General features: G+C 67.5%; 22 protein-coding genes. 17 read left to right on the forward strand and 5 right to left on the reverse strand.

The window, feature by feature from the left end; all coding sequences use genetic code 11:
* Positions 1-140 precede the first annotated feature (140 nt).
* Together ttcA and folB are read right to left on the reverse strand one after the other, a co-directional pair.
* The gene (gene ttcA / locus C1I89_RS12970; protein WP_102773192.1) at positions 141-1,106 is read right to left on the reverse strand and encodes a tRNA 2-thiocytidine(32) synthetase TtcA; all 966 of its coding nucleotides are present in this window, start codon (positions 1,104-1,106) and stop codon (positions 141-143) included.
* Between the two features lie 2 nt (positions 1,107-1,108).
* Complete coding sequence (gene folB, locus C1I89_RS12975; RefSeq protein WP_102773193.1) at positions 1,109-1,468, reverse strand: dihydroneopterin aldolase; 360 nt, start codon at positions 1,466-1,468, stop codon at positions 1,109-1,111.
* A gap of 112 nt (positions 1,469-1,580) precedes the next feature.
* Here folB and C1I89_RS12980 point away from each other — a divergent pair, with 112 nt between their 5' ends.
* Positions 1,581-2,477 carry an NAD(P)/FAD-dependent oxidoreductase gene (locus C1I89_RS12980; RefSeq protein ID WP_102773194.1) on the forward strand — a complete coding sequence of 299 codons (897 nt, stop codon included), beginning with the start codon at positions 1,581-1,583 and terminating at the stop codon, positions 2,475-2,477.
* Between the two features lie 9 nt (positions 2,478-2,486).
* On the opposite strand, the gene pcaD is transcribed toward C1I89_RS12980, so the two are convergent.
* Positions 2,487-3,284: a 3-oxoadipate enol-lactonase gene (gene pcaD, locus C1I89_RS12985; RefSeq protein WP_102773523.1), complete on the reverse strand. Its 798-nt coding sequence runs from the start codon at positions 3,282-3,284 to the stop codon at positions 2,487-2,489.
* Between the two features lie 95 nt (positions 3,285-3,379).
* On the opposite strand from pcaD, the gene C1I89_RS12990 reads away from it, so the two are divergent.
* Positions 3,380-4,360, forward strand: a complete 981-nt coding sequence (locus C1I89_RS12990; RefSeq protein WP_102773195.1) for a LysR family transcriptional regulator — start codon at positions 3,380-3,382, stop codon at positions 4,358-4,360.
* Here the strand turns inward: C1I89_RS12990 and C1I89_RS12995 are convergent.
* Positions 4,317-6,086 (reverse strand): M61 family metallopeptidase, encoded by a 1,770-nt coding sequence (locus tag C1I89_RS12995; RefSeq protein ID WP_102773196.1) that lies wholly within the window; start codon positions 6,084-6,086, stop codon positions 4,317-4,319. The two genes, C1I89_RS12990 and C1I89_RS12995, sit on opposite strands and share 44 nt — an antisense overlap.
* A 51-nt stretch (positions 6,087-6,137) precedes the next feature.
* Here C1I89_RS12995 and C1I89_RS13000 point away from each other — a divergent pair, with 51 nt between their 5' ends.
* Positions 6,138-6,914 carry an enoyl-CoA hydratase gene (locus tag C1I89_RS13000; RefSeq protein WP_102773197.1) on the forward strand — a complete coding sequence of 259 codons (777 nt, stop codon included), beginning with the start codon at positions 6,138-6,140 and terminating at the stop codon, positions 6,912-6,914.
* On the opposite strand, the gene C1I89_RS34085 is transcribed toward C1I89_RS13000, so the two are convergent.
* Positions 6,901-7,080 carry a hypothetical protein gene (locus C1I89_RS34085; RefSeq protein ID WP_146196902.1) on the reverse strand — a complete coding sequence of 60 codons (180 nt, stop codon included), beginning with the start codon at positions 7,078-7,080 and terminating at the stop codon, positions 6,901-6,903. The genes C1I89_RS13000 and C1I89_RS34085 overlap by 14 nt on opposite strands.
* Before the next feature lie 95 nt (positions 7,081-7,175).
* Here C1I89_RS34085 and C1I89_RS13005 point away from each other — a divergent pair, with 95 nt between their 5' ends.
* The 14 genes from C1I89_RS13005 to C1I89_RS13070 all read left to right on the forward strand — a co-directional run bounded on the left by C1I89_RS13005 (position 7,176) and on the right by C1I89_RS13070 (position 23,459).
* Positions 7,176-8,711: a DUF1254 domain-containing protein gene (locus tag C1I89_RS13005; protein WP_102773198.1), complete on the forward strand. Its 1,536-nt coding sequence runs from the start codon at positions 7,176-7,178 to the stop codon at positions 8,709-8,711.
* Positions 8,712-9,097: 386 nt separating this feature from the next.
* Positions 9,098-9,535 (forward strand): ATP synthase subunit I, encoded by a 438-nt coding sequence (locus C1I89_RS13010; RefSeq protein WP_102773199.1) that lies wholly within the window; start codon positions 9,098-9,100, stop codon positions 9,533-9,535.
* 84 nt (positions 9,536-9,619) lie between these two features.
* Positions 9,620-10,501 carry a F0F1 ATP synthase subunit A gene (gene atpB / locus C1I89_RS13015; protein ID WP_102773200.1) on the forward strand — a complete coding sequence of 294 codons (882 nt, stop codon included), beginning with the start codon at positions 9,620-9,622 and terminating at the stop codon, positions 10,499-10,501.
* Between the two features lie 119 nt (positions 10,502-10,620).
* Positions 10,621-10,863: a F0F1 ATP synthase subunit C gene (atpE, locus tag C1I89_RS13020; protein WP_003815363.1), complete on the forward strand. Its 243-nt coding sequence runs from the start codon at positions 10,621-10,623 to the stop codon at positions 10,861-10,863.
* A 143-nt stretch (positions 10,864-11,006) separates the two neighbouring features.
* Entirely contained in the window at positions 11,007-11,477 is a 471-nt protein-coding gene (locus C1I89_RS13025; RefSeq protein WP_013391129.1) for a F0F1 ATP synthase subunit B, read from the forward strand.
* A gap of 12 nt (positions 11,478-11,489) precedes the next feature.
* Positions 11,490-12,029, forward strand: coding sequence for a F0F1 ATP synthase subunit delta (locus C1I89_RS13030; protein ID WP_102773201.1), 540 nt, complete (start codon positions 11,490-11,492; stop codon positions 12,027-12,029).
* Positions 12,030-12,057: 28 nt separating this feature from the next.
* Positions 12,058-13,599, forward strand: a complete 1,542-nt coding sequence (gene atpA / locus C1I89_RS13035; protein WP_102773202.1) for a F0F1 ATP synthase subunit alpha — start codon at positions 12,058-12,060, stop codon at positions 13,597-13,599.
* Between the two features lie 98 nt (positions 13,600-13,697).
* Entirely contained in the window at positions 13,698-14,603 is a 906-nt protein-coding gene (gene atpG / locus C1I89_RS13040) for a F0F1 ATP synthase subunit gamma (RefSeq protein WP_102773203.1), read from the forward strand.
* 37 nt (positions 14,604-14,640) lie between these two features.
* Positions 14,641-16,041: a F0F1 ATP synthase subunit beta gene (gene atpD / locus C1I89_RS13045; protein WP_102773204.1), complete on the forward strand. Its 1,401-nt coding sequence runs from the start codon at positions 14,641-14,643 to the stop codon at positions 16,039-16,041.
* Between the two features lie 9 nt (positions 16,042-16,050).
* Entirely contained in the window at positions 16,051-16,476 is a 426-nt protein-coding gene (locus tag C1I89_RS13050; RefSeq protein WP_043543081.1) for a F0F1 ATP synthase subunit epsilon, read from the forward strand.
* Positions 16,477-16,911: 435 nt separating this feature from the next.
* Positions 16,912-17,730: a helix-turn-helix domain-containing protein gene (locus C1I89_RS13055; protein WP_440130637.1), complete on the forward strand. Its 819-nt coding sequence runs from the start codon at positions 16,912-16,914 to the stop codon at positions 17,728-17,730.
* Between the two features lie 115 nt (positions 17,731-17,845).
* Positions 17,846-18,919 carry a uroporphyrinogen decarboxylase gene (hemE, locus tag C1I89_RS13060; protein WP_102773205.1) on the forward strand — a complete coding sequence of 358 codons (1,074 nt, stop codon included), beginning with the start codon at positions 17,846-17,848 and terminating at the stop codon, positions 18,917-18,919.
* Positions 18,920-19,211: 292 nt separating this feature from the next.
* Entirely contained in the window at positions 19,212-21,299 is a 2,088-nt protein-coding gene (locus tag C1I89_RS13065; protein ID WP_102773206.1) for a primosomal protein N', read from the forward strand.
* A 96-nt stretch (positions 21,300-21,395) separates the two neighbouring features.
* The gene (locus C1I89_RS13070) at positions 21,396-23,459 is read left to right on the forward strand and encodes a UvrD-helicase domain-containing protein (protein WP_102773207.1); all 2,064 of its coding nucleotides are present in this window, start codon (positions 21,396-21,398) and stop codon (positions 23,457-23,459) included.
* The last annotated feature ends 76 nt before the right edge of the window (positions 23,460-23,535 follow it).

Below are 23,535 nucleotides of genomic sequence, written 5' to 3' on the forward strand. Positions count from 1 at the left end.
CGGCTGTTTGTCTCTTGCCACGAAAACCGGCGGCTGGCGCCGCCTGATGGGTTACGCGCGCTCGATATTTGAGTTCTTGCCCAAGAAATCTCGCGCTGCACCCATCCTACGTCCGAATCCCAAACCTCGACCCCCCCGAATCACCCGGCGCCGCCCGGCCGCGAGAACGTCACCTTCTTCTCGACCATGCCCTGCGGCGCGGTATCGCCGCAGGCTTCGGCGCCGTCCGCTTCCGGGTCCACGGCGTCGAACGCGGTGTCGCCATTGGCGTCGGGCAGGCCGGTGGGCTTGAGGCCCACGAAATCGAACAGGTCGCGGTCCATCAGGTGCGAGGGCACCACGCGCGACAGCGCGTTGAACACGTTCCACGAGCGGCCCGGATGCTGCCGGTCCCATTCCTGGATCATGCGGCCGACCTCCTTGCGCTTGAGGTTCTCCTGCGAGCCGCACAGATTGCACGGGATGATGGGGAACTGCTTGAGTTCCGCATAGGCGATCAAGTCGGTCTCGGGCACGTAGGCCAGCGGACGGATCACCGTGTGGCGGCCGTCGTCGGACACCAGCTTGGGCGGCATGCCCTTGGCCTTGCCGCCGTAGAACAGGTTCAGGAAGAAGGTGCCCAGGATGTCGTCGCGGTGGTGGCCCAGCGCGATCTTGGTCGCGCCCAGTTCCGAGGCCACGCGGTACAGGATGCCGCGGCGCAGCCGCGAACAGAGCGAGCACATGGTCTTGCCTTCTTCCAGCACGCGCGTGACGATGGAGTAGGTGTCCTGCGTCTCGATGTGGAAGGGCACGCCCAGTTCGGTCAGGTAGCGCGGCAGGATGTCGGCCGGAAAGCCCGGTTGCTTCTGGTCCAGGTTGACCGCGACCAGCTCGAACGGAAACGGCGCGCGCTTTTGCAGCTGCATCAGGATGTCGAGCAGCGCGTAGGAGTCCTTGCCGCCGGACAGGCACACCATCACGCGGTCGCCGGCCTCGATCATGTTGTAGTCGGACAGGGCGCGCGTGGTTTCGCGGGCCAGCCGCTTGGTCAGCTTGTTGCCTTCGTGGCGGAGTTTCTTTTCTTCGGCCGCGGTGCGCAGGCCGGGGGAGGCGATATCGTTCATAGTCAGCGCGTGATCTGGATTTCCACGCCGACTGCGGCGCAGTCGGAGAACGCCATGGGCTTGCTGATGCGCAGGCGCAGCGCGCGGATTTCCTGGAAGTCGGCCAGCAGGCGGGCGGCCACCTGCTCGGACAGGGTTTCGATCAGGTTCACGTGGGCCTGGGTGCATTCCTCCACGATGGCCTCGCGCAGGCGGCGGTAGTCGAGCACGCTGTGGATGTCGTGGTCGTCGACCGCGCGCTGGATGTCCACGTCGAATTCGGCGTCGACATGCAGGGGCTGGGTGGCGCGGCGCTCGTGCTCGAGGATGCCGATGCGGGCGTCGAGCGCGAGCCCGGAAAGGATGATGCGGCGTGTGGGCATGATGAAAACCTGGATGGCGTAGCCGGGAATTGTAAGGCGGCGGCGGGAAGGGGGCAGCCCGCTGGCTACAATCCGGCCATGCGCGGGCGCGCCGCGGTCAACAAGGGGTGAAATGCAACAGATGCACGATACGGTGATTGTAGGCGGCGGCCCGGCCGGCGCCTCCTGCGCGCTGTGGCTGGCCAGGCTCGGCCTGTCCCCGTTACTGGTCGAGGCCGGCGCCCGCCTCGGCGGCCTGGGCAACGACAATCCGTTCCCCGACGACTGGATCGCCGTGCTGCCCGGCGTCACCGGCCAGCAGGTGGCCGCCAACATCGACGCCAGCGTGCGCGCCGCCGGCGTGCCGCTGCGCCTGGAGACCCGCGTCACCGCGGTGCGGCCGTGCAAGGGCGGCATCGAGGCCAGCCTGGCCGGCCCCGACGGCGCCGAAAGCCTGGCGCGGGCGCGCACCCTGGTCATCGCCTCGGGCGTGCGCGCCAAGGGGCTGCCGGACCACCCGCCCGGCGCGACCTGGCCGGGCGTGCTGATCGGGCCGGGTTCGCCCATCGTGGCGCAGGACTACTCGGACCTGTCGGTGGCGGTGCTGGGCGGGGGCGACAACGCTTTCGAGAATTTCGTCTACGTGCGCAACCGCGGCGCGCGCGCCGTGCACCTCTACGCCCGCAGCGTCCGCGCCCAGCAGCAATGGGTGACGCGCGCCGGCCGCGACGGCGTGCGCATCGGCCCGTACCGGGTCGATCCGGCCGCGCGCAGCGTCGACGGGCGCCGCTACGACCTGATCCTGGTGTTCTACGGCTGGGAGCCCCAGGCGGGCTTCGCCGACAGCCTGCAGCTGGCGCGCGACGCGCGCGGCTACATCCGCACCGATTTCGCCACCGCCGAGACCAGCGTGCCCGACATCTACGCCGTGGGCGAAGTGGCCAACCGCATGCATCCCTGCGTGGTCACGTCCCTGGCCGACGGCGTGGTCGCGGCCAAGGCCATCCAGCGGCGCTGGGAGCGCGCCTAGCCGGCGCGGTCAGGGCGCCGGCAGGAATTCCAGCACAGCGCGTTCGAACTCCTGCGGGAACTCGACGTTGGACAGGTGCACGGCCGGCAGCACCAGCAGCCTGGCGCCGGGGATCGCCGCGGCGATCCGTTCGCTGTGGCTGGCGGCCGTCACCGTATCGTGCTGGCCGGCGATGACCAGCGTGGGAGTCGGGATCAGCGCGATGGTGCGACGCAGGTCGTAGTCGCGCACCGCCGCGAACAGGCCGGCCAGCCCGTGCCTGTCGGTGGCCAGCAGCATGGCGCGGAATTTCTCCACGTTGGGCTCGCCGTCGCGCAGCATGGCGGGCGGAAACCAGTTGCGCAGAAAGCCTTCGGCGGTTTCCTTCATGTCGGGTGCCTGCAGCGTGGCGGCGATGCGCTCGTCCCACTGGGGTGCCGGCCCGAGATAGGCCGAGGTGTTGCTCAGCACCAGGCGGTCCAGGCGCTGCGGGGCATGCACGCCCAGCCATTGCCCGACGATGCCGCCCAGCGACAGGCCCAGGAAGTGGGCGCGCGCGATCCCCAGGCCGTCCATCAGCTCCAGCACGTCGCGGCCCAGGCGGTCCAGCGAATAGGGGCCGGCCGGCACGCTGGAGGCGCCGTGGCCGCGGAAGTCGTAGCGCAGCACGCGGAAACGGCGCGATAGCGCCGGGATCTGCGCGTCCCACATATGCAGCGTGGTGCCGATCGAGTTCGACAGGATAAGCGTCGGCTGGTCGGCGTCGCCGTCGTAGCGGTAGGCGATGCGGGCGCCGTCGCCCGTGGTGAAAAAGAATGCGTCTTGCATGATGGCCTCGCGGTGTTCGGGTGAGACAAAGATTAGTTGCGCGGCCATCAAGAAGAAATTACAAAGTTTCCACAGACATTGTCGGAAAAACTGACATGAGCGAATTCACGCTGCACGACCTGCAATGCTTCGACGCCGTGGTGCGCGAAGGCGGCTTCCAGGCCGCAGCCGCGTCGCTGCACCGCTCGCATCCGGCGGTGTTCGCCGCCGTGGCGAAACTGGAACGGCAGCTCGGCCTTGCCCTGCTGGACCGCGGCGGCTACCGCGTCGCGCTGACCGACGCCGGCCGCTCTTTCCACGAACGCGCCCAATCGCTGCTGGTCGAGCTTGCCGGCCTGCGCGCGCACGCCGAACAGCTGGCCGTGGGCGAGGAAACCGAGTTGCGCGTGGTGATCGGAGATTTCTGCCCGCGCCCATACGTGCTGGGGCTGCTGAGCCGGTTCTTCGCGGGCTGCCCCGCCACGCGGCTGGATCTGCACTTCGAGGCCGTGGCCGGCCCGATGGAACGCCTGGAAGACGGCGAGGCCGATCTCATCCTGCACCGCGTGGACAAGAGCGACGCCCGCATCGAATGGGTCGACCTGGCCAAGGTGGCTTTCGTGCCGGTGGCGGCGCCCGGCCTGCTGCGCGAACCAGCGCCGCGCACCCTCGGCCCGGCGCAGATGCGCGAGTACACGCAGTGCGTCATGCGCGATACCGCCAGGCATACGCCGCCGCGCGACTACTTCACCATCGCCGGCGCGCGCCGCTGCACGGTCGCGGACCAGCTCATGAAGAAAGAGATCATCCTGCAGGGCATGGGCTGGGGCCATCTGCCGCGCTTCCTGGTCGAAGAGGAATTGCGCGACGGCCGGCTGCTGTCCATCGCCAATCCGCATCTGCCGGGCAGCGTCGAGGAACTGGTGGCGGCGCGGCGCGCCGACCGGGCGCAGGGGCCGGTCTCGAACCGCCTGTGGCGCTATCTGCAGCAGGCCGCGCCGGCCCTGCGACGCGCGCTGCGCGGCGGGCCGCAGGCGTCCGGCCGCCAGGCCGTCAAGTCAGCACGCACTCCGAGGCGTCCGGCGCGGCCAGCCTGACGCGGAACGACCGCAGTTCGTCGCGGCGGAACACGTGCACCGTGACCCGCTCGCCCGGCCGGTACTGCGCCAGCAGCAGGTCCAGCCCGGCCGGCGCGTCCACGCGCAGCCCGTCGATGGCCACCAGCACGTCGCCGGCCGACAGGCCGCCCTTGTGCGCGGCGCCGCCTTCCAGCACCGTGGCCAGCGCCAGCGAGTCGCCCTGCTTGCGGGTGCGCGCGTCCAGCGACGGGATGTTGGCCGCCGCCTTCCATTGCAGCGTCACGCCCTGCGGCGCCAGCAGCTCGGCCAGCGGCACGTCGGCCGTGCCGTAGGCATGGCGCGCGATGAAGCGGCGCGCGTCGACGCCGGTGGCTTCTTCGATGAGCGCGGGCAGGCCGTCTTCGGGCAGGCCCTGAGGTTTGCCGCGGTAGAAGTCGCGGCCGTAGCGCTCCCATAGCAGGCGCATGACGTCGTCCAGCGAATGCGCGCCGGCGCTCTGGTTGCGGATCAGCAGGTCCAGCCCCAGCGCCACCAGCGCGCCCTTGGTGTAGTAGCTGACCAGCGCGTTGGGCGAGTTCTCGTCCTGCTTGTAATAGCGGGTCCAGGCGTCGAAGGAGCTTTCCGCCACCGACTGCTTGCCGCGGCCCGGCGTGCGCGCCACGCTGGAGATGGTCTTGGCCAGCAGCCGCAGGTAGTCGGGCCGGGTGATGGCGCCCGAGCGCAGCAGCAGCAGGTCGTCGTAGTAGGAAGTGAAGCCTTCGAACACCCACAGCAGGCGCGTCAGGTCGGGCTGCGACAGGTCGTAGGGCGCGAAGGCCTGCGGCTTGATGCGCTTGACGTTCCAGGTATGGAAGTACTCGTGGCTGACCAGGCCCAGGAAGCCGCGGTAGCCTTCGCCCTGGCCCTGCTGGCCCAGCACCGGCAGGTCCTTGCGCGAGGTCATCAGCGCGGTGCTGGCGCGGTGTTCCAGGCCGCCGTAGCCGTCGCCGGTGACCATGGTCATGAAGACGTAGCGCTCGGCGCTGTCCAGGAACGGCGCGCGGCGGGTGCGGGGTTCGAAGAACGCGATCTGGGTTTCGCAGATCTTGCGCACGTCCGCGACGATGCGGTCCAGGTCCAGGTTGGGGGCGACGCCGGTGAACACCAGTTCGTGCTCGGCGCCGTGCGCGGTGAAGCTGGCGACCTGCGGCGTGCCCATTTCCACCGGATGGTCGATCAGCGCGTCGTAGTCCGGCGCCAGGTACAGGCCGAAGCCGTGGCGGCGGGCCGCGCCGCGGTGCCCGCGGGCCTCGGGCAGGCTGGTGTAGACCTTCCAGCCTTCGATGCCGCGTGGCGGCGCCAGGTCGAGCAGGCAGGGCAGGTGCTCGTGTCCGTGGACGCGCAGGAACACGCTGGTGCCGTTGAAGAAACCGTGGGTTTCGTCCAGGTGCGCGCCGCGCACCGACAGGTCCCAGGCGTAGACCACGTACTCCACGCGCAGCGGGCCGTCGCAGGCCGCGGCCCGCCAGGTGTGGTTGTCCGTTTTCTCGACCGGCACCCGGCGCGCGCCGGCATAGGCCGTCAGCGATTCGATCTGGCGCGAGAAATCGCGGATCAGGTAGCTGCCCGGAATCCAGGCCGGCAGCGACAGGCGCTGGCCGTCCGGAGAGGGCGCGGGGATGGTTAGGGTTATCCGGTAGCGGTGTCCGGCGGGGTCGAAGGGCGCGAGGCGGTAAAGTAGCGGCGGAGCTTGGTCTTTTTCCATAGCCGCATCTTATTTCATAGCCTTACTTTCACACCATATCGGAGACATGTGATGAGCGAGTCGTTTGTACTGGTCGAAACCCGGGGCCGCGTCGGCCTGCTGACGCTTAACCGTCCCAAGGCGCTGAACGCGCTGAACGATCAACTGATGGACGAGCTCGGCGCCGCGCTGCTGGCCTTCGAGGCCGATCCCGGCATCGGCGCGGTGGTCATCACCGGCAGCGAAAAGGCCTTCGCCGCAGGCGCGGACATCGGCGCGATGAAAAGCTGGTCGTACATGGACGTCTACGGCAGCGAATACATCACCCGCAACTGGGAGACGCTCAAGCGCATCCGCAAGCCGGTGATCGCCGCGGTGGCCGGCTACGCCCTGGGCGGCGGCTGCGAACTGGCCATGATGTGCGACATCATCATCGCCGCCGACAGCGCCAAGTTCGGCCAGCCCGAAATCAAGCTGGGCGTGATCCCCGGCGCGGGCGGCACCCAGCGCCTGCCGCGCGCGGTGGGCAAGGCCAAGGCCATGGACCTGGCGCTGACCGCCCGCATGATGGGCGCCGAGGAAGCCGAGCGCGCCGGCCTGGTCTCGCGCGTGGTGCCGGCCGACAAGCTCATGGAAGAAGCCATGGACGCGGCCACCGTCATTGCCTCCATGTCGCTGCCGTCGGTGATGATGGCCAAGGAGTGCGTCAACCGCGCCTTCGAAGGCTCGCTCAACGAAGGGCTGCTGTTCGAGCGCCGCGTGTTCCATTCGCTGTTCTCGACCGAAGACCAGAAGGAAGGCATGGCCGCTTTCACCGAAAAGCGCAAGCCGGAATTCAAGCACCGTTAAGCCCCGTTACGCGCCGCGCCCCGCGGCGCGCACGAACGGCACGCAAAAACGCGCCCACCCGGGCGCGTTTTTGCATTTTGAACCACGCGTTTTCCGAGCGTTGCGCCTTGAAACGCTTGGTCAGCACCTGGGCCCCGGGTTCGGTCATATCCTGGATGGGCGTCATCTCGAGGTGCCGCGCCAGGGAGGCTGGACCGAACTGGCTCCCTGTCACGCGCGGCGGCTCGCCTTCAAACGAACAACACCAAGAAGGAGCCTTGCATGCGTACATTTATCGCTACCCGCCGGTGGTCCGCCGCAATTCTCGCCGGCGCGCTTAGCGCCGGCCTCGCCACCGCCGTCCAGGCTCAGGCGCCGCGCTCCACGCTGCGGCTGGTGTCCGAAACCCCGCAGGCCGCGCCCGCGCCGCAGATGAGCGAGCAGGAGCTGCGCGACACCGCCATCGACGCCTACGTCTACGCCTATCCCATGGTGCTGATGGAGCTGGCGCGCCGCCAGGCCACGGCGGTGCAGAGCCCGCTGGACGGCAAGGCGCCGATGAACCAGTTCGGCCACAAGGCCTCGTATCCCGACCCGCGCGCCGGGGACACGCCGTGGCCCAGCGCCGACGCGCTGTATTCCAGCCTGTGGTTCGACGTGTCGCGGGCGCCGCTGGTGGTGAACCTGCCGGCCACGGGCGAACGCTATTCGGTGCTGTCGGCGCTGGACATGTGGAGCGACGTGTTCGCCTCGCGCGGCTCGCGCACCAACGGCCGCGGCGCGCAATCGTTCGTCATCGTCGGCCCCGACTGGCAGGGCGCGACGCCGGCCGGCATGGACGTGATCCGCAGCCCGACGGCCACCGGCTGGCTGATCGGCTGGACCCAGGCGGCCGGCCCGCAGGACTACGCGGCGGTCAACCAGATCCAGGCCGGCATGACCGCCAATCCGCTGGCCGTGCCCATGACGCGCACTACCCGCGCGCGCGGCGACGGCAGCGTGTATCCGCAGACCGGTCCCGGCGTGGGCGCCGCGCCCATCGGCAGCGGGCTGCGTGCGCCCATGCCGGCGCTGCCGGCCGGCACGCCGGCCGAGCAGGCCGCGAGCATGGACGCCGCCGCCTTCTTCGGCCTGTTCTTCGACCTGCTGCGCAACAACCCGCCGCATGCCAACGACACGCCGATGCTGGACCGCATGCGCCGCATCGGGCTGGACAGCCGGCGGCCGTTCTCCTACGGCAGCCTGAGCCCGGCCGTGCAGCAGGCGCTGGCCGACGCCCAGCCGCTGGCGGGGCGCCGCATCGCCGACAACGTGTCGCGCCTGGCCACGCCGCTCAATGGCTGGAACACCGTGCTGTCGGGCATCGGCACCTACGGCACGGACTACACGCGCCGCGCCGCCATCGCCTACGCCGGCCTGGGCGCGCCCACGCCGGAAGACGTGCTGTATCCGGTGACGATGGTCGACTCCAAGGGCCGGCCGCTGAACTCCGACGAGGACTACGTGCTGCATTTCGACAAGGGGCAGCTGCCGCCGGCCAACGCGTACTGGTCGCTGCACGTCTACGACGACAAGCACGGCTTTGCCGACAACCCCGCCAACCGCTACGTGCTGCGCAGCACCGACGCCCTGAAGTACAACGCCGACGGCTCGCTGGACATCTACATCCAGCAGCGCGACCCCGGCGAGCGCAAGCGCTCCAACTGGCTCGCCAGCCCCGCGGCCGACGCGCCGTTCCTGCTCAGCATGCGCCTGTACTGGCCGCAGGACACCGCGCTGGACGGCCAGTGGGCGCCACCGCCGGTCAAGGAGGATTGAGCCCGTCCGCGCAGGGCCGCGAACAGCGCCCGGCGTCTCCTCTGGGGGGCGCCGGGCGCCCGCTTTTCACGGCGGCGCCGACCGTTGTTTACACCTTACAAACGGCCGAAAGTTCATTTGCTCGGGTAAAAAGAATCAAGCTATACTCTGCGAGTTTGACGCTTGCGGGGTAAGAACACTTGGCGGCTGGTTGAGAGGGTATTGGGCGTAAATACGCGTCGATATCCAAAAGCCGAATGCGCCGGTTCTGGCAAGAGCAAGATTGAGAGCAGGAAGGCTTACGGAGCAAGAAGGCTTACGGGGCTTTGCGGCTTACGCGGGGAAGTTTGATGCAACAGAACTCCATGCAGCAAAATATGCGGCAGGGTCCGGTTGGGAGCCACGGTATGGAAGTGTTGGACCAGGGCGCCACGGAAAAAGTTCTGGTACTTAGCGACGCGGACCGCGCGGCGCTGAATGCTCAAGCGAGCCGTGGGCTCTTGTTGGCACTGGCTGCGCAGGGCGCCATGGGGCTCGCAGCGGCGGTAATTGCGGGGGTTGTCGGAGGGGCGGCGGCAGGTTGGTCGGCGCTGGCGGGGGCGGGAGCGTATTTCATACCCAATGCGTTGTTCGCATTGCGCCTGGCGGTCAGCGTTCGGGCCGGTAAAGCCAGTCCCTTTACCTTTCTCTCTGGTGAGTTGATCAAGCTGTTCGCAACGGCGCTGCTGTTGTGGCTGCTTTCGCGTGTGGCGCAGGACAGCCTCGTATGGCCTGCCGCGCTGCTCGGTTTGATACTCACATTGAAGGGTTATCTCCTGCTTATGATGTTCCGCAAGTTGTCTTAGCGCCGAGCAGGTTTGCGGCAAACGAAATCGTGGAATCGTCCGGTTCGCAAGGGCCGGGCATACAGCAAATAGGGTAGGATTCAAATGGCTGCTGCCAGCGACGTGTCGCCTCAGTCTGCGTATATTCAGCACCACCTGGTGCATCTGAACAATACGGGCGAGAAACAGAGCGCTATCGCTCAGTTCGACATCATCAATTACGACTCGTTGTTCTGGTCCGGCCTGATGGGTCTGATCGTCGTCTTCTTCCTGTGGCGCGCCGCGCGCCGCGCCACCAGCGGCGTGCCGGGCCGTTTCCAGGCTTTCGTGGAAATGATCGTCGACATGGTCGACGACCAGGCCAAGGGCATCGTCCACAATGCCAAGAGCCGCCTGTTCATCGCCCCGCTGGCCCTGACCGTGTTCCTCTGGATCGTCCTGATGAACGCGCTGGACCTGCTGCCGGTCGACCTGCTGCCCTCGATCTGGCGCCTGACCGGCCTGGGCGCCGAGCACGGCGACCCGCTCTACTACCACCGCATTCTGCCGACCGCCGATCTGAACGTGCCGATGGGCATGTCGCTGGGCGTGCTGCTGCTGATGTTCTATTACGGCATCAAGATCAAGCACCCGGGCGGCTTCGTCAAGGAACTGTTCACCGCGCCGTTCCATGCGCACGGCATCGGCGCGCTGCTGCTGGCTCCGTTCAACCTGCTGCTGAACCTGATCGAATACGCCGCCAAGTCCGTGTCGCTGGGCATGCGGTTGTTCGGCAACATGTTCGCCGGCGAACTGATTTTCATGCTGATCGCCCTCCTGGGCGGCGCCTGGACCGGCTTCAACGGTGCCAGCATCGGCCTGGGCCTGGGCCATATCCTGGCCGGCTCGATCTGGGCGATCTTCCACATCCTGATCGTCCTGCTGCAGGCCTTCATCTTCATGATGCTGACGCTGGTTTACCTCGGCCAGGCTCACGAAGGCCACTGATCCCCCGGATTTCCCACGCTGGCCATCCGGCCAGCGTGGGATAGCAAGATTTTCTTGCATTGAGCTGTACCCCTTATTTTTCAATTTTTTGACTTCAGATTTCTAACCAAGGAGTTGTCATGACCAACGTCGCTTTCGTTGCCCTCGCTTGCGGTCTTATCATCGGTCTGGGCGCTATCGGCGCTTGCATCGGCATCGCACTGATGGGCGGCAAGTATCTGGAAGCCTCGGCTCGTCAGCCTGAGCTGATGAACGCTCTGCAAACGAAGATGTTCCTGCTGGCTGGCCTGATCGACGCGGCATTCCTGATCGGCGTGGGTATCGCCATGCTGTTCGCCTTCGCCAATCCGTTCGTCGGCTAAGGCACCGCCCGCCGGCGAAAAGGCGGGTCATGACGCTGGCGGCGGTGCAGGACTACCGCGCATCGCCGCCCAGCAAAGTATCGAGTGCTCCGTAAGCCCCGTCCCGGGCGCAGCCGGAGCCGAAAGGTGTTAAAGGAACGACCGTGAATCTGAACGCGACGATCATTTTCCAGATGCTCGTGTTCTTCGTTCTGGGCTGGTTCACGATGAAATTCGTGTGGCCTCCTCTGACGAAGGCGATGGACGAGCGCCGCCAAAAAATCGCCGACGGCCTGGCCGCCGCCGAGAAGGGCAAGGCCGATCTGGCCCAGGCCCAGGCGCGCGTCAGTCTGATCGAGGCTTCTGCCAAGTCCGAAAACCACGCCCGCATCATCGAGGCCGAAAAGCAAGCCGCCTCCCTGATCGAGCAGGCCCGCCGCGAAGCGGAAGCCGAACGCGCCCGCATCGTGGCCCAGGCTGCCCAGGACGCCGCGCAGGAAGTCCAGCGCGCCCGCGACCTGCTGCGCGACGACGTCGCAGCGCTGGCCGTGAAGGGTGCTGAACAGATCCTCAAGCGCGAGGTTGACGCCCGCGCGCACGCCGAGCTGCTCAACCAGCTTCGCGCGCAGCTTTAATCCGGGACCGCCATGGCTGAACTTTCCACTGTTGCCCGGCCCTACGCCGAGGCGCTCTTCAGCGCGGCGTGCGACGACAAGGCCGGCTTGCCGGCCTGGTCCGACCTGGTCGGTGAAATGTCGCAGGTTGCCTCCAACCCCGACGTGCGCGAGGCCATGGCCGATCCGCGTCTGGGCGACAAGCAGCGCGTCGAGCTGTTCACCGGCCTGATCAAGGCCGAACTGCCGCAAGCCGCCCGCAATTTCATCGCGCTGCTGGTCGAGAACGACCGGCTGTTGCTGCTGCCCGACATCGCCACGCAATTCGCGGCGCTGCGGAATCGTCACGACGGCACGGCGCAGGCGGAAATCACCAGCGCGTTCGAGCTGAGCGACGCCCAGGTCCAAGAACTGGTGGCCGCGCTCGAACAAAAATTTGGCCTCAAGCTCAAGCCCAGCGTCACTGTCGACCCGTCGTTGATTGGCGGCGTGCGCGTGGCCGTCGGGGACCAGGTGCTCGATACTTCCGTACAAGCCCAATTGGCCCGCATGCGCGACCAGCTCGCCGCTTAAGGCAACTAACAGGATTCCAGGAGTCAATATGCAACTCAATCCCTCCGAGATCAGCGAACTGCTCAAGAGCCGCATCGAGGGCCTGGGCGCTTCGACTGATGTTCGTACCCAAGGTACCGTCGTCTCCGTGACCGACGGTATTACCCGCATCCACGGCCTGTCCGACGTGATGCAGGGCGAAATGCTCGAGTTCCCCAACAACGTTTTCGGTCTGGCACTGAACCTTGAGCGCGACTCCGTCGGCGCCGTGATTCTGGGCGACTACACCGGCGTGTCCGAAGGCGACCAGGTCAAGACGACCGGCCGCATTCTGGAAGTGCCCGTCGGCCCCGAGCTGCGCGGCCGCGTGGTCAACACGCTGGGTCTGCCGATCGACGGCAAGGGCCCGATCAACGCCAAAGAAACCGACATCATCGAGAAAGTGGCCCCCGGCGTCATCGCCCGCCGCTCGGTGTCGCAGCCGCTGCAGACCGGCACCAAGGCTATCGACGCCATGGTGCCGATCGGCCGCGGCCAGCGCGAGCTGATCATCGGCGACCGCCAGACCGGCAAGACCGCCGTCGCCGTCGACACCATCATCAGCCAGAAGGGCAAGAACGTCACCTGCGTGTACGTCGCCATCGGCCAGAAGGCGTCGACCATCAACAACGTGGTGCGCAAGCTCGAAGAGCACGGCGCCATGGAATACACCATCGTCGTGGCCGCCTCGGCCTCCGACTCGGCCGCCATGCAGTACCTGGCCGCCTACGCCGGCTGCACGATGGGCGAATACTTCCGCGACCGCGGCGAAGACGCCCTGGTGATCTATGACGACCTGACCAAGCAGGCCTGGGCCTACCGCCAGGTGTCGCTGCTGCTGCGCCGTCCGCCGGGCCGCGAAGCCTACCCGGGCGACGTGTTCTACCTGCACTCGCGCCTGCTGGAGCGCGCCGCTCGCGTCAACGAAGAGTACGTCGAGAAGTTCACCAACGGCGCCGTCAAGGGCAAGACCGGCTCGCTGACCGCGCTGCCGATCATCGAAACGCAGGCCGGCGACGTGTCCGCCTTCGTTCCGACCAACGTGATCTCGATCACCGACGGCCAGATCTTCCTGGAAACCGACCTGTTCAACGCCGGTATCCGCCCCGCCATCAACGCCGGTATCTCGGTGTCGCGCGTCGGCGGCGCCGCCCAGACCAAGGTCATCAAGAAGCTGTCCGGCGGTATCCGTACCGACCTGGCGCAGTACCGTGAACTGGCCGCCTTCGCGCAGTTCGCCTCCGACCTGGACGACGCCACCCGTCGCCAGCTCGAGCGCGGCAAGCGCGTGGTCGAACTGCTCAAGCAGCCGCAATACCAGCCGCTGCAGGTGTGGGAACTGGCCGTGTCGCTGTACACCGTGAACAACGGCTACCTCGACGACGTGGACGTGGCCCAGGTGCTGTCCTTCGAGAAGTCCTTCAAGGACCACCTCAAGGCCAAGCATGCCGCCCTGATCCAGCGCATCGAAGACACCAAGGAACTGTCCAAGGACGACGACGCCGAACTGGCCGCCGCGCTCCAGGATTTCAAGAAGCACGGTGCTTTTTAAGGCAAGGTCTGGCGTAGTCGATGGGCGCGAGCCCATCCTACGGTAGGGCGGGAGCGGCGTGAAGCCGAGCCCGCCAGCCGTCTCAACAGGAAAGCGCAATGCCCGGAATCAAGGAAATCCGAACCAAGATCAAGAGCGTGCAGAACACGCGCAAGATCACCAAGGCGATGGAAATGGTCGCCGCATCCAAGATGCGCAAGGCGCAGGAGCGGATGCGCGCGGGCCGTCCGTACGCCACCAAGGTGCGCGAGATCGCCGCGCATCTGATGCAGGCCAACCCGGAATACAACCACCCCTACCTTCAGGAACGTGAAGTCAAGTCGGTGGGCGTGGTGCTGGTCACGACCGACAAGGGCCTGTGCGGCGGCCTGAACACCAACATCAGCCGTCTGACGCTGTCGCGCCTCAAGGAATTCGAGGCCAAGGGCATCAAGGCGCAGGCGACCGCATTCGGCAACAAGGGCCTCGGCCTGTTGACCCGTATCGGCGCCAAGCTGGTGTCGCAGGAAGTGCAGCTCGGCGACAAGCCCGACCTGGACCGCCTGCTGGGCGCCATCAAGGTCCAGCTGGACGACTACCTCGAAGGCCGCATCGACGCGCTCTACGTGGCGACCACGCGCTTCATCAACACGATGAAGCAGGAGCCGGTGTTCCTGCGCCTGCTGCCGCTGGCCTCCGGTTTGGACGACCCGTTCCAGTCGGGCGCGCAATCTCTGGAACCGACGGCCGAGATCAAGTCCGACTACAGCTGGGACTACATCTACGAACCGGACGCCAAGAGCGTGATCGACGATCTGCTGCAGCGCTACGTCGAAGGCCTTCTGTACCAGGCCGTGGCCGAGAACATGGCCTCGGAACAGTCCGCTCGTATGGTCGCCATGAAGGCGGCGTCGGACAACGCGAAGAAGGTCATCGGCGACCTGCAGCTGGTCTACAACAAGACCCGCCAGGCCGCGATCACCAAGGAAATTTCGGAAATCGTAGGGGGCGCTGCCGCGGTGTAAGCCGGGCAGTATCCCGTCAAAATATCAAGGAATCGACATGAGCAACGGAACCATCGTTCAGTGCATCGGCGCCGTGGTGGACATTCAGTTCCCCCGCGATGAAATGCCCAAGATCTACGAAGCGCTCACCCTGGCCGACGAGGGTTCCTCGTTCGCCGAAAAGGGTCTGACGCTGGAAGTGCAACAGCAGCTCGGCGACGGCGTGGTGCGCACCATCGCCCTGGGTTCGAGCGACGGCCTGCGCCGCGGCATGGCCGTGGCCCGCACCGGCGCGCCGATCTCGGTGCCCGTCGGTCACGGCACCCTGGGCCGCATCATGGACGTGCTGGGCCGTCCCATCGACGAAGCCGGTCCCATCCAGTCCGACGAAAAGCGCGCCATTCACCAGTCCGCCCCGAAGTTCGACGAACTGTCGCCCTCGGTGGAACTGCTGGAAACCGGCATCAAGGTTATCGACCTGGTCTGCCCGTTCGCCAAGGGCGGTAAGGTCGGCCTGTTCGGCGGCGCCGGCGTGGGCAAGACCGTCAACATGATGGAACTGATCAACAACATCGCCAAGCAGCACAGCGGCTTGTCGGTGTTCGCCGGCGTGGGCGAGCGTACCCGCGAAGGCAACGACTTCTACCACGAAATGGAAGAGTCGAACGTTCTGGACAAGGTGGCCATGGTGTTCGGTCAGATGAACGAACCCCCGGGCAACCGTCTGCGCGTGGCGCTGACCGGCCTGACGATGGCCGAGAAGTTCCGCGACGAAGGCCGCGACATCCTGTTCTTCGTCGACAACATCTACCGCTACACCCTGGCCGGCACCGAAGTGTCCGCGCTGCTGGGCCGTATGCCGTCGGCGGTGGGCTACCAGCCCACGCTGGCCGAGGAAATGGGCGTGCTGCAAGAGCGCATCACCTCGACCAAGACCGGCTCGATCACCTCGATCCAGGCCGTGTACGTGCCTGCCGACGACTTGACCGACCCGTCGCCCGCCACCACCTTCCAGCACTTGGACTCCACCGTCGTGCTGTCGCGTGACATCGCCGCCCTGGGTATCTACCCGGCCGTGGACCCGCTGGATTCGTCCAGCCGCCAGCTCGACCCGCAAGTCGTGGGCGAAGAGCACTACGCCGTGGCCCGCGGCGTGCAGCAGACGCTGCAGCGCTACAAGGAACTGCGCGACATCATCGCGATTCTGGGCATGGACGAACTGTCGCCGGAAGACAAGCAGGCCGTGGCCCGCGCCCGTAAGATCCAGCGTTTCCTGTCGCAGCCGTTCCACGTGGCCGAAGTGTTCACGGGTTCGCCGGGCAAGTACGTGCCGCTGGCCGAAACCATCCGCGGCTTCAAGATGATCGTCAACGGCGAATGCGATTCGCTGCCCGAGCAGGCCTTCTACATGGTCGGCACGATTGACGAGGCCTTCGAGAAGGCCAAGAAACTGCAATAAGGATCCACTATGGCTACCCTGCATGTCGATGTGGTCAGCGCAGAGGAAGCGATCTTCTCCGGTGAGGCGAAGTTCGTGGTCCTGCCTGGCGAGTCGGGTGAACTGGGCATTCTGCCCGGCCACACCCCGCTGATTTCGCGCATCCGCCCCGGCACGGTCAAGATCGTTCGTGCCGACCAGGGCGAGGAAAACGTCTTCGTCGCCGGGGGCATTCTGGAAGTGCAACCGGGCAGCGTGACGGTTCTGGCCGATACGGCCATCCGCGCCGCCGACCTGGACGAAGCCCGCGCCCTGGAAGCGCGCCAGAAGGCCGAAGAGGCCCTGGCCAACGCCAAGGACAAGGCGGACATCGCCGTCGTCGAAGCCGAGCTCGCCATGCTGGCTGCGCAAGCCATCGCGGCGCGCAAGCTGCGCCAAGGCGGCCGTTCGCACTAAGCGGCAGTAATGCTCCGCGCGTAAAAGGCGGCCCTTCGGGACCGCTTTTTTTATCCGACGCTCGGTTGGTTGTCGGTCGTTGAATGGGGCCTGTTGAACGGCGCGTGTTGGATGGCGCGTGTTGAATGTAGGATGGGTGTAGCGCGGCAAGCTCGCGGCAAGAACCGGTTGTTGAACGCGCGTAACCCATCAGACGGCGCAAGCCGGCATTTGGGCTTGCCACGAAAACCGGCGGCTCCCGCCGCCTGATGGGTTTCGCGCGTTCAGCATCAGGGTTCTTGCTTAAGAATTCTCGCGCTGCACCCATCCTACGCCCCAATCGTCCTCTCCCCAGCGTCCACCTCCCCCATTGCGTTCAATACGAATAGCCGCGCCCGGCCGGCTTCGGTAGCCTTCGGTCAAGTCGAATCAAACCAGGGAGGCGGCGTGCGGGACGTGCTGGATTGCGGGGTGCTGCTGGCCCCAGGCCACGAGGCTGCGATGCGCGGCTGGGTAGAGCGCCATCCGGTGCGCGCCACGCGCCTGCGGCTGCATCCGGTGTCGCTGACCGCGCTGCGCTACGCGCCCGTCGCGGCGCATCCTCATCCCCCGGCCCTGGCCGTGGCGGTTCCCGAAGGTCCCGACGTGCTTGCGCTGGCGCGCTTGGCGGTGGCGCTCACGCGCTACGACGTCTGCATCCTGCCGGTGGCGCCCGCGACGCTGGCCTGGACCCGCATGGCGCTGCAACAGGCGCGCGCGGCCTTGAATACGCCGCTGCTCCTGCTGGTCCACGAGGTCAAGGCGCCGGCCATCGAAGACCTGCTCAGCCTGGGCGCCTGGGATTTCATGACCCAGCCGGTGTGCCTGGAAAGCCTGCGGGTGCGCCTGGGCCGCCTGGCCAGGCCGGCGGCGGGGCGCGATGCGCTGCGCGAACCCGCCGCGGCCTATGGCGCGGCGTCTGCCGCCGCCGCGGGCCGCTGCCGGCCGGGCGCAGCCCGCCAGCGGCCGTCGGGCGCGCCGGCCGAGCACGGCTGGGCCGGGGCGCGCCATCACGCGCACCGCGGCGCGCTGGAACCGTTCCGCGCCGCCAAGGCGCGTGTGGTGGACGGCTTCGAGCGCGACTACATCCGCCACGCCCTGTCGCGCCACGGCGGCAACGTGGCGCAGGCGGCGCGCGCGTGCAGCAAGCACCGGCGCGCGTTCTGGGCCCTGATGCGCAAGCACGGCATCGAGGCCGCGCCCTACCGGCAGGCCGCGCAGGCGCATCGGGACTAGTTCCTGGCGCGTCATGCGCGCGCGCTTGCGCACGGGCAAGCCGGCCGCTGAAGGCGGCGGCGCCCGGCTGCCCGGGGGGAAGTAAAATCACGGCTTCCGATCATCGAGGATAGTCGTGTCTGCTCCCGTCTTGAAGAACGATGTGTTCTTGCGCTCGCTGCTGCGCGAGCCCGTGCCCTACACCCCGATCTGGCTGATGCGCCAGGCCGGACGCTACCTGCCCGAATACCGCGAGACCCGCGCGCGCGCAGGTTCCTTCATGGGCCTCGCTCAGAATCCGGACTATGCCGCCGAGGTCACGCTGCAGCCGCTGGCGCGTTTCGACCTGGACGCGGCCATCCTGTTCTCCGACATCCTGACGGTGCCGCACGCCATGGGCCTGGGCCTGGACTTCGCCGAAGGCGAGGGCCCGCGCTTTGCCCGCCCGGTGCGCACCGAGGAAGACGTGGCGCGCCTGGCCGTGCCCGACATGGAGCGGCTGCGCTACGTGTTCGACGCGGTCGGCGTGATCCGGCGCGAACTGGACGGCAAGGTGCCGCTGATCGGCTTTGCCGGCAGCCCCTGGACCATCGCCTGCTACATGGTCGAAGGCCAGGGCAGCGACGATTACCGCCTGATCAAGACCATGCTGTACGCGCGTCCCGACCTGCTGCACCGCATCCTCGAGATCAACGCCGAAGCCACGCTGCAATACCTGAACGCGCAGATCGCCGCCGGCGCGCAGGCCGTGATGCTGTTCGACAGCTGGGGCGGGGTGCTGGCCGACGGCCTGTTCCAGCAATTCTCGCTGGCCTACACGCGCAAGGTCGTGGCCGGCCTCAAGCGCGAAAACGAAGGCCGGCGGGTGCCGGTCATCGTCTTCACCAAGGGCGGCGGCCAGTGGCTGGAGGACATCGCGGCCTGTGGCTGCGACGCCGTGGGCCTGGACTGGACCGTCGACCTGGCGGCCGCCCGGCGCCGCACCGGCGACGCCGTCGCCTTCCAGGGCAACCTGGACCCGATGGCCCTGTTCGGCGGCGCGCAGGCCATCCGCGCCGAAGCGCGCCGCGTGCTGGACGCCTTCGGCCCGGTGGGCAAGGGCGGCCACGTCTTCAACCTGGGCCACGGCATTTCGCGCTTCACTCCGCCGGAAGCCGTAGCCGAATTGGTCGATGAAGTCCACAGCCACAGCCGCTCGCTGCGGGGGTAAGTGAGTGAACGCTTCGGCCCTCAGGGCCGGAGCAGCGCGCACTTGTGCACAGCAAGATTGCTCTCGGGGAAAACCCTTTAGAAGCTAGTTTACAATCTTGAAATATTGTACAAGTCATTGTTTTTTCAGGTGAATCGTGGATTTTTGACAGGAATTCACAGGTTCACGAAATCCAGGCTTTTTCCAATTTCCGACCTTGCTCCAGCCTTTTCCCCAAAGTTATCCACAGGCGGGGACAGGCCGGGAGCGCGTCGGGCGGGGTCATCCTCCCTTATGCACAGTCCGATCCTCCATGTCTGAAGCGCAGGCCACCTTGGTTTCCCCGCCTGCCTGGGTGCGGGTGGCGCTGGACGTGCCCCTGCCCGGTCCTTTCGACTACCGCAGCGACGCGCCGGTGACGGTGGGCCTGCGGGTGATCGTGCCGTTCGGCCGCCGCAAGCTCATCGGCGTGGTTGTGGACAACCCGGCCGAGCCGTCCTACGACCCCAAGCAGATACGGCCGATCGAGGCGGTCCTGGACGACCTGCCGCCGTTCGACGAGGCCTGGCTGCGGCTGGCGCGCTTCGCCGCGGATTATTACCAGCGGCCGCTGGGCGAAGTGATGCTGCCCACGTTGCCGCCGCCGCTGCGCAAGCCCACCGCGTACCAGGGCAAGCGCTCGGCCGGCGGGCCGGTGGCCAGGCTGGACGGGCGCAAGCGCAAGGCCGTGCGAGCCCCGGCCGCGGCCGACGAGCCGCCGGCGCTCAACGAGGCCCAGCAGGGCGCGGTCGAGGCCATTGCCGCGCTGGACGGATTCAAGCCGGTGCTGCTGCACGGCGTGACCGGCAGCGGCAAGACCGAGGTGTACCTGCGCGCCGCCGAGCACGTGCTGGCCGCCGGCCGCCAGGTGCTGCTGATGGTGCCCGAAATCAACCTGACCCCGCAGCTCGAGGGCGCGCTGCGCGCGCGCCTGGAGGCGCTGGTGGGGCCGGACGGGCTGGCCGTCATGCATAGCGGCCTGTCCGACGGCGAGCGCCTGCAGGCCTGGACCCGCGCCCAGCGCGGCCAGGCGCGCATGTTGCTGGGCACGCGCATGTCGGTCTTCGCGCCCATGGGCGAGCTGGGCCTGATCGTGGTGGACGAAGAGCACGACGCCTCCTACAAGCAGCAGGACGGCCTGCGCTATTCGGCGCGCGACCTGGCCGTGTGGCGCGCCCACGACCTCGGCATCCCGGTGGTGCTGGGCTCGGCCACGCCGTCGCTGGAGACCTGGCAGCACGCCGAGCGCGGCCGCTACCTGCGCCTGAGCCTGCCGGGCCGGGCGCGCGCCAGCAGCCTGCCGACGGTGCGGCTGGTGGACACGCGGCGGCTGCAGCTCAAGCAAGGCATGTCGCCGCAACTGCTCGACGCCATCGGCCAGCGCCTGGAGCGCAAAGAGCAGTCGCTGATCTTCCTGAACCGTCGAGGTTATTCGCCGGTGCTGCATTGCCAGTCCTGCGCCTGGGTCAGCAATTGCCCGCGCTGCACCGCGTTCACCGTGCTGCACCGCACCGAGGGCCGCGGCCACCGCCTGCAATGCCACCATTGCGGCTATCAGGCCCCGGTGCCGCGCGCCTGCCCCGAATGCGGCGACCAGGACCTGGCGCCGATGGGGCGCGGCACCCAGCGCGTGGAGGAACACCTGGCCGAGCTGTTCCCCGAGGCCCGCATCCTGCGCATCGACGCCGACAGCACGCGCAAGAAGGGTAGCGCCGAGGCGCTGTTCGCCTCGGTCCACGCCGGCGAGGTGGACATCCTGGTGGGCACGCAGATGGTGGCCAAGGGCCACGATTTCGCGCGGCTGGGGTTGGTGGGCGTGCTGAACGCCGACTCCATGCTGTTCGCGCACGATTTCCGCGCGCCGGAGCGCCTGTTCGCGCAGCTGATGCAGGTGGCCGGCCGGGCCGGGCGCCACCAGGGCAACGGCGAGGTGCTGATCCAGACCGGCTACCCCGAGCAGCCGGTCTACCAGGCGCTGCTGCGCCACGATTACGCGGGTTTCGCCCGCCACGCGCTGCGCGAGCGCGAAAGCACCGGCCTGCCGCCCTACGTCTACCAGGCGCTGCTGACCGCCGAGGCGCGCGAGCTGAAGGTGGCCAAGGATTTCCTGGAACGCGCGCGCGCCCTGCCCGAAGGCGAATGGGCGGCGGACTTTCCGGGCCTGGACGCCATCATGCTGTATGACCCCGTGCCGCTGCGGGTGGTGCGCGTGGCCAATATCGAACGCGCCCAGCTGCTGGTCGAAAGCAGCAGCCGTCCGGCCCTGCAGGCCTTCCTGGCGTCCTGGTCGCACCACCTGCCTTATCTCGCCAACGAGGCGCGCGTGCGCTGGCAGCTGGAAGTCGACCCCCTGGAGATCTGAGGGCCGGGCCATGCGCCCGCCGCCCGATTGTTCTATGATCTTTGTCCTCTTTCGCGCCGGCGTCGCCGCGCCGCGCCGCCCGACCCCACGATCCAAATGTCCGCAAGCGAACCCATAGGCCTAGGCATGAACCCCGCCCAGAGGGAGGCGGTGCTGTACCTGGACGGCCCCTGCCTGGTGCTGGCCGGCGCCGGCAGCGGCAAGACCCGGGTGATCACGCAGAAGATCGCCTACCTGCTGCGCGAATGCGGCTACATGGGCCGCAACGTGGTGGCGCTGACCTTCACCAACAAGGCCGCGCGCGAGATGGACGAGCGCGTCAAGACGCTGGTGGACCGCAAGCTTTCCAAGGGGCTGATCATCAGCACCTTCCACTCGCTGGGCGTGAAGATGCTGCGCGAGGAAGCGCGCAACGCCGGCCTGAAGCCCACGTTCTCCATCCTGGACGCCGACGACGCCATGGCCATCATCCAGGAGCTGCTGGGCACCACCGACAAGGCGCGGCTGCGCCACGTGCAGGGCATCATCTCGCTGTGGAAGAACGCGCTGATGGAGCCGGACGACGCCGCGCGCGAGGCCATCACGCCGGGCGACGTGGAGGCGGCCAACGTGTACCGCAGCTACGCGGCCACGCTGGCGGCCTACCAGGCGGTGGACTTCGACGACCTGATCCGCATTCCGGCCCAGCTGCTGGCCAATAACGAAGAGGTGCGCACCCGCTGGCAGAACCGCGTGCGCTACCTGTTGGTGGACGAATACCAGGACACCAACGTGTGCCAGTACCGCCTGGTGCAGCTGCTGACCGGGCCGCGCGCCATGTTCACGGCGGTGGGCGACGACGACCAGGCCATCTACGCCTGGCGCGGCGCCACCATCGAGAACCTGGCCAAGCTGACGACCGACTATCCCAACATCAAGCTCATCAAGCTGGAGCAGAACTACCGCTCGGTCCAGCGCATCCTGGCCGCCGCCAACCAGGTGATCGAAAAGAATCCCAAGCTGTTCGAAAAAAAGCTGTGGTCCGAGCTGGGCGTGGGCGAGCCGATCCTGGTGTCGGCCATGGACGGCGAGGAGCACGAGGCCGAATCGATCGCGATGAAGGTGTCGGCGGCGCGCTTCGAGCGCCAGGCGCAGTGGAAGGATTTCGCCATCCTGTATCGCAGCAACCACCAGTCGCGCATCCTGGAGCAGGCGCTGCGCAACCTGAAGATTCCGTACACCATCTCCGGCGGCCAGAGCTTTTTCGACAAGGCCGAAGTGCGCGACGTGCTGGCCTATCTGCGGCTGCTGGCCAACGACGACGACGATCCCGCCTTCATCCGCGCGGCCACCACGCCCAAGCGGGGCATCGGCCAGGCCACCTTGCAGGTGCTGGGCCAGTACGCCGCCAGCCGCGAACTGTCGCTGCTGGCGGCGGTGGCCGAGACCGGGCTGGAAAGCCTGCTGGCGCCGCGCCAGCTGGAGCCGCTGCGCACCTTCGCCGAATTCATCCGCCGCATGCAGTGGCGCGCCGGGCGCGGCGCGGCCACGGCTGGGGACGCCGCGCCGGCCGAGCCCGCCGGCGTGATCCTGGACGACCTGCTGGAGGCGATCCAGTACGAACGCCACCTGTACGAACTCTTCGAGGAACGGCCCGCGCAGACGCGCTGGCAGAACGTGCAGGAGCTGACCGGCTGGCTCAAGCGCAAGGCCGAGGAAGACGACATGACGCTGTTCGACCTGGTGCAGCACGTGGCGCTGGTCACCATGCTCGAGCGCGGCGAAGAGGAAGAGCCCGACGCGGTGAAGATGTCCACGCTGCACGCCTCCAAGGGGCTGGAGTATCCGCACGTATACCTGGCCGGCGTCGAAGAGGGCCTGCTGCCGCACCTGGGCAAGGACGACGAGGTCGGCGACCCGGCGCGCGCCGCCGAGAACCTGGCCACCCGCATCCAGGAAGAGCGGCGGCTGATGTACGTGGGCATCACGCGCGCGCAGCGCAGCCTGAACCTGAGCTGGTGCAAGCGCCGCCGCCGCGCGCGCGAGGACCTGGTGCGCGAGCCCTCGCGCTTCATCGAGGAGATGGGCCTGGGCGACGTGCGCATCCAGGAGGACGAGGCCACGGCCGCCATGAACCCGAAAGAGCGCATGGCCATGCTCAAGGCGCTGCTGAAGAAATAGGCCGTCCGGGCGCGCTTGGACAAGCGCGCCGGCTGCTCCTACACTGGACCGCGCGGGGTTGCCCGCCACAGACAAG

The sequence above is a fragment of the Achromobacter pulmonis genome, assembly GCF_002885955.2.
In the GTDB taxonomy this organism is placed as follows: domain Bacteria; phylum Pseudomonadota; class Gammaproteobacteria; order Burkholderiales; family Burkholderiaceae_B; genus Achromobacter; species Achromobacter pulmonis_A.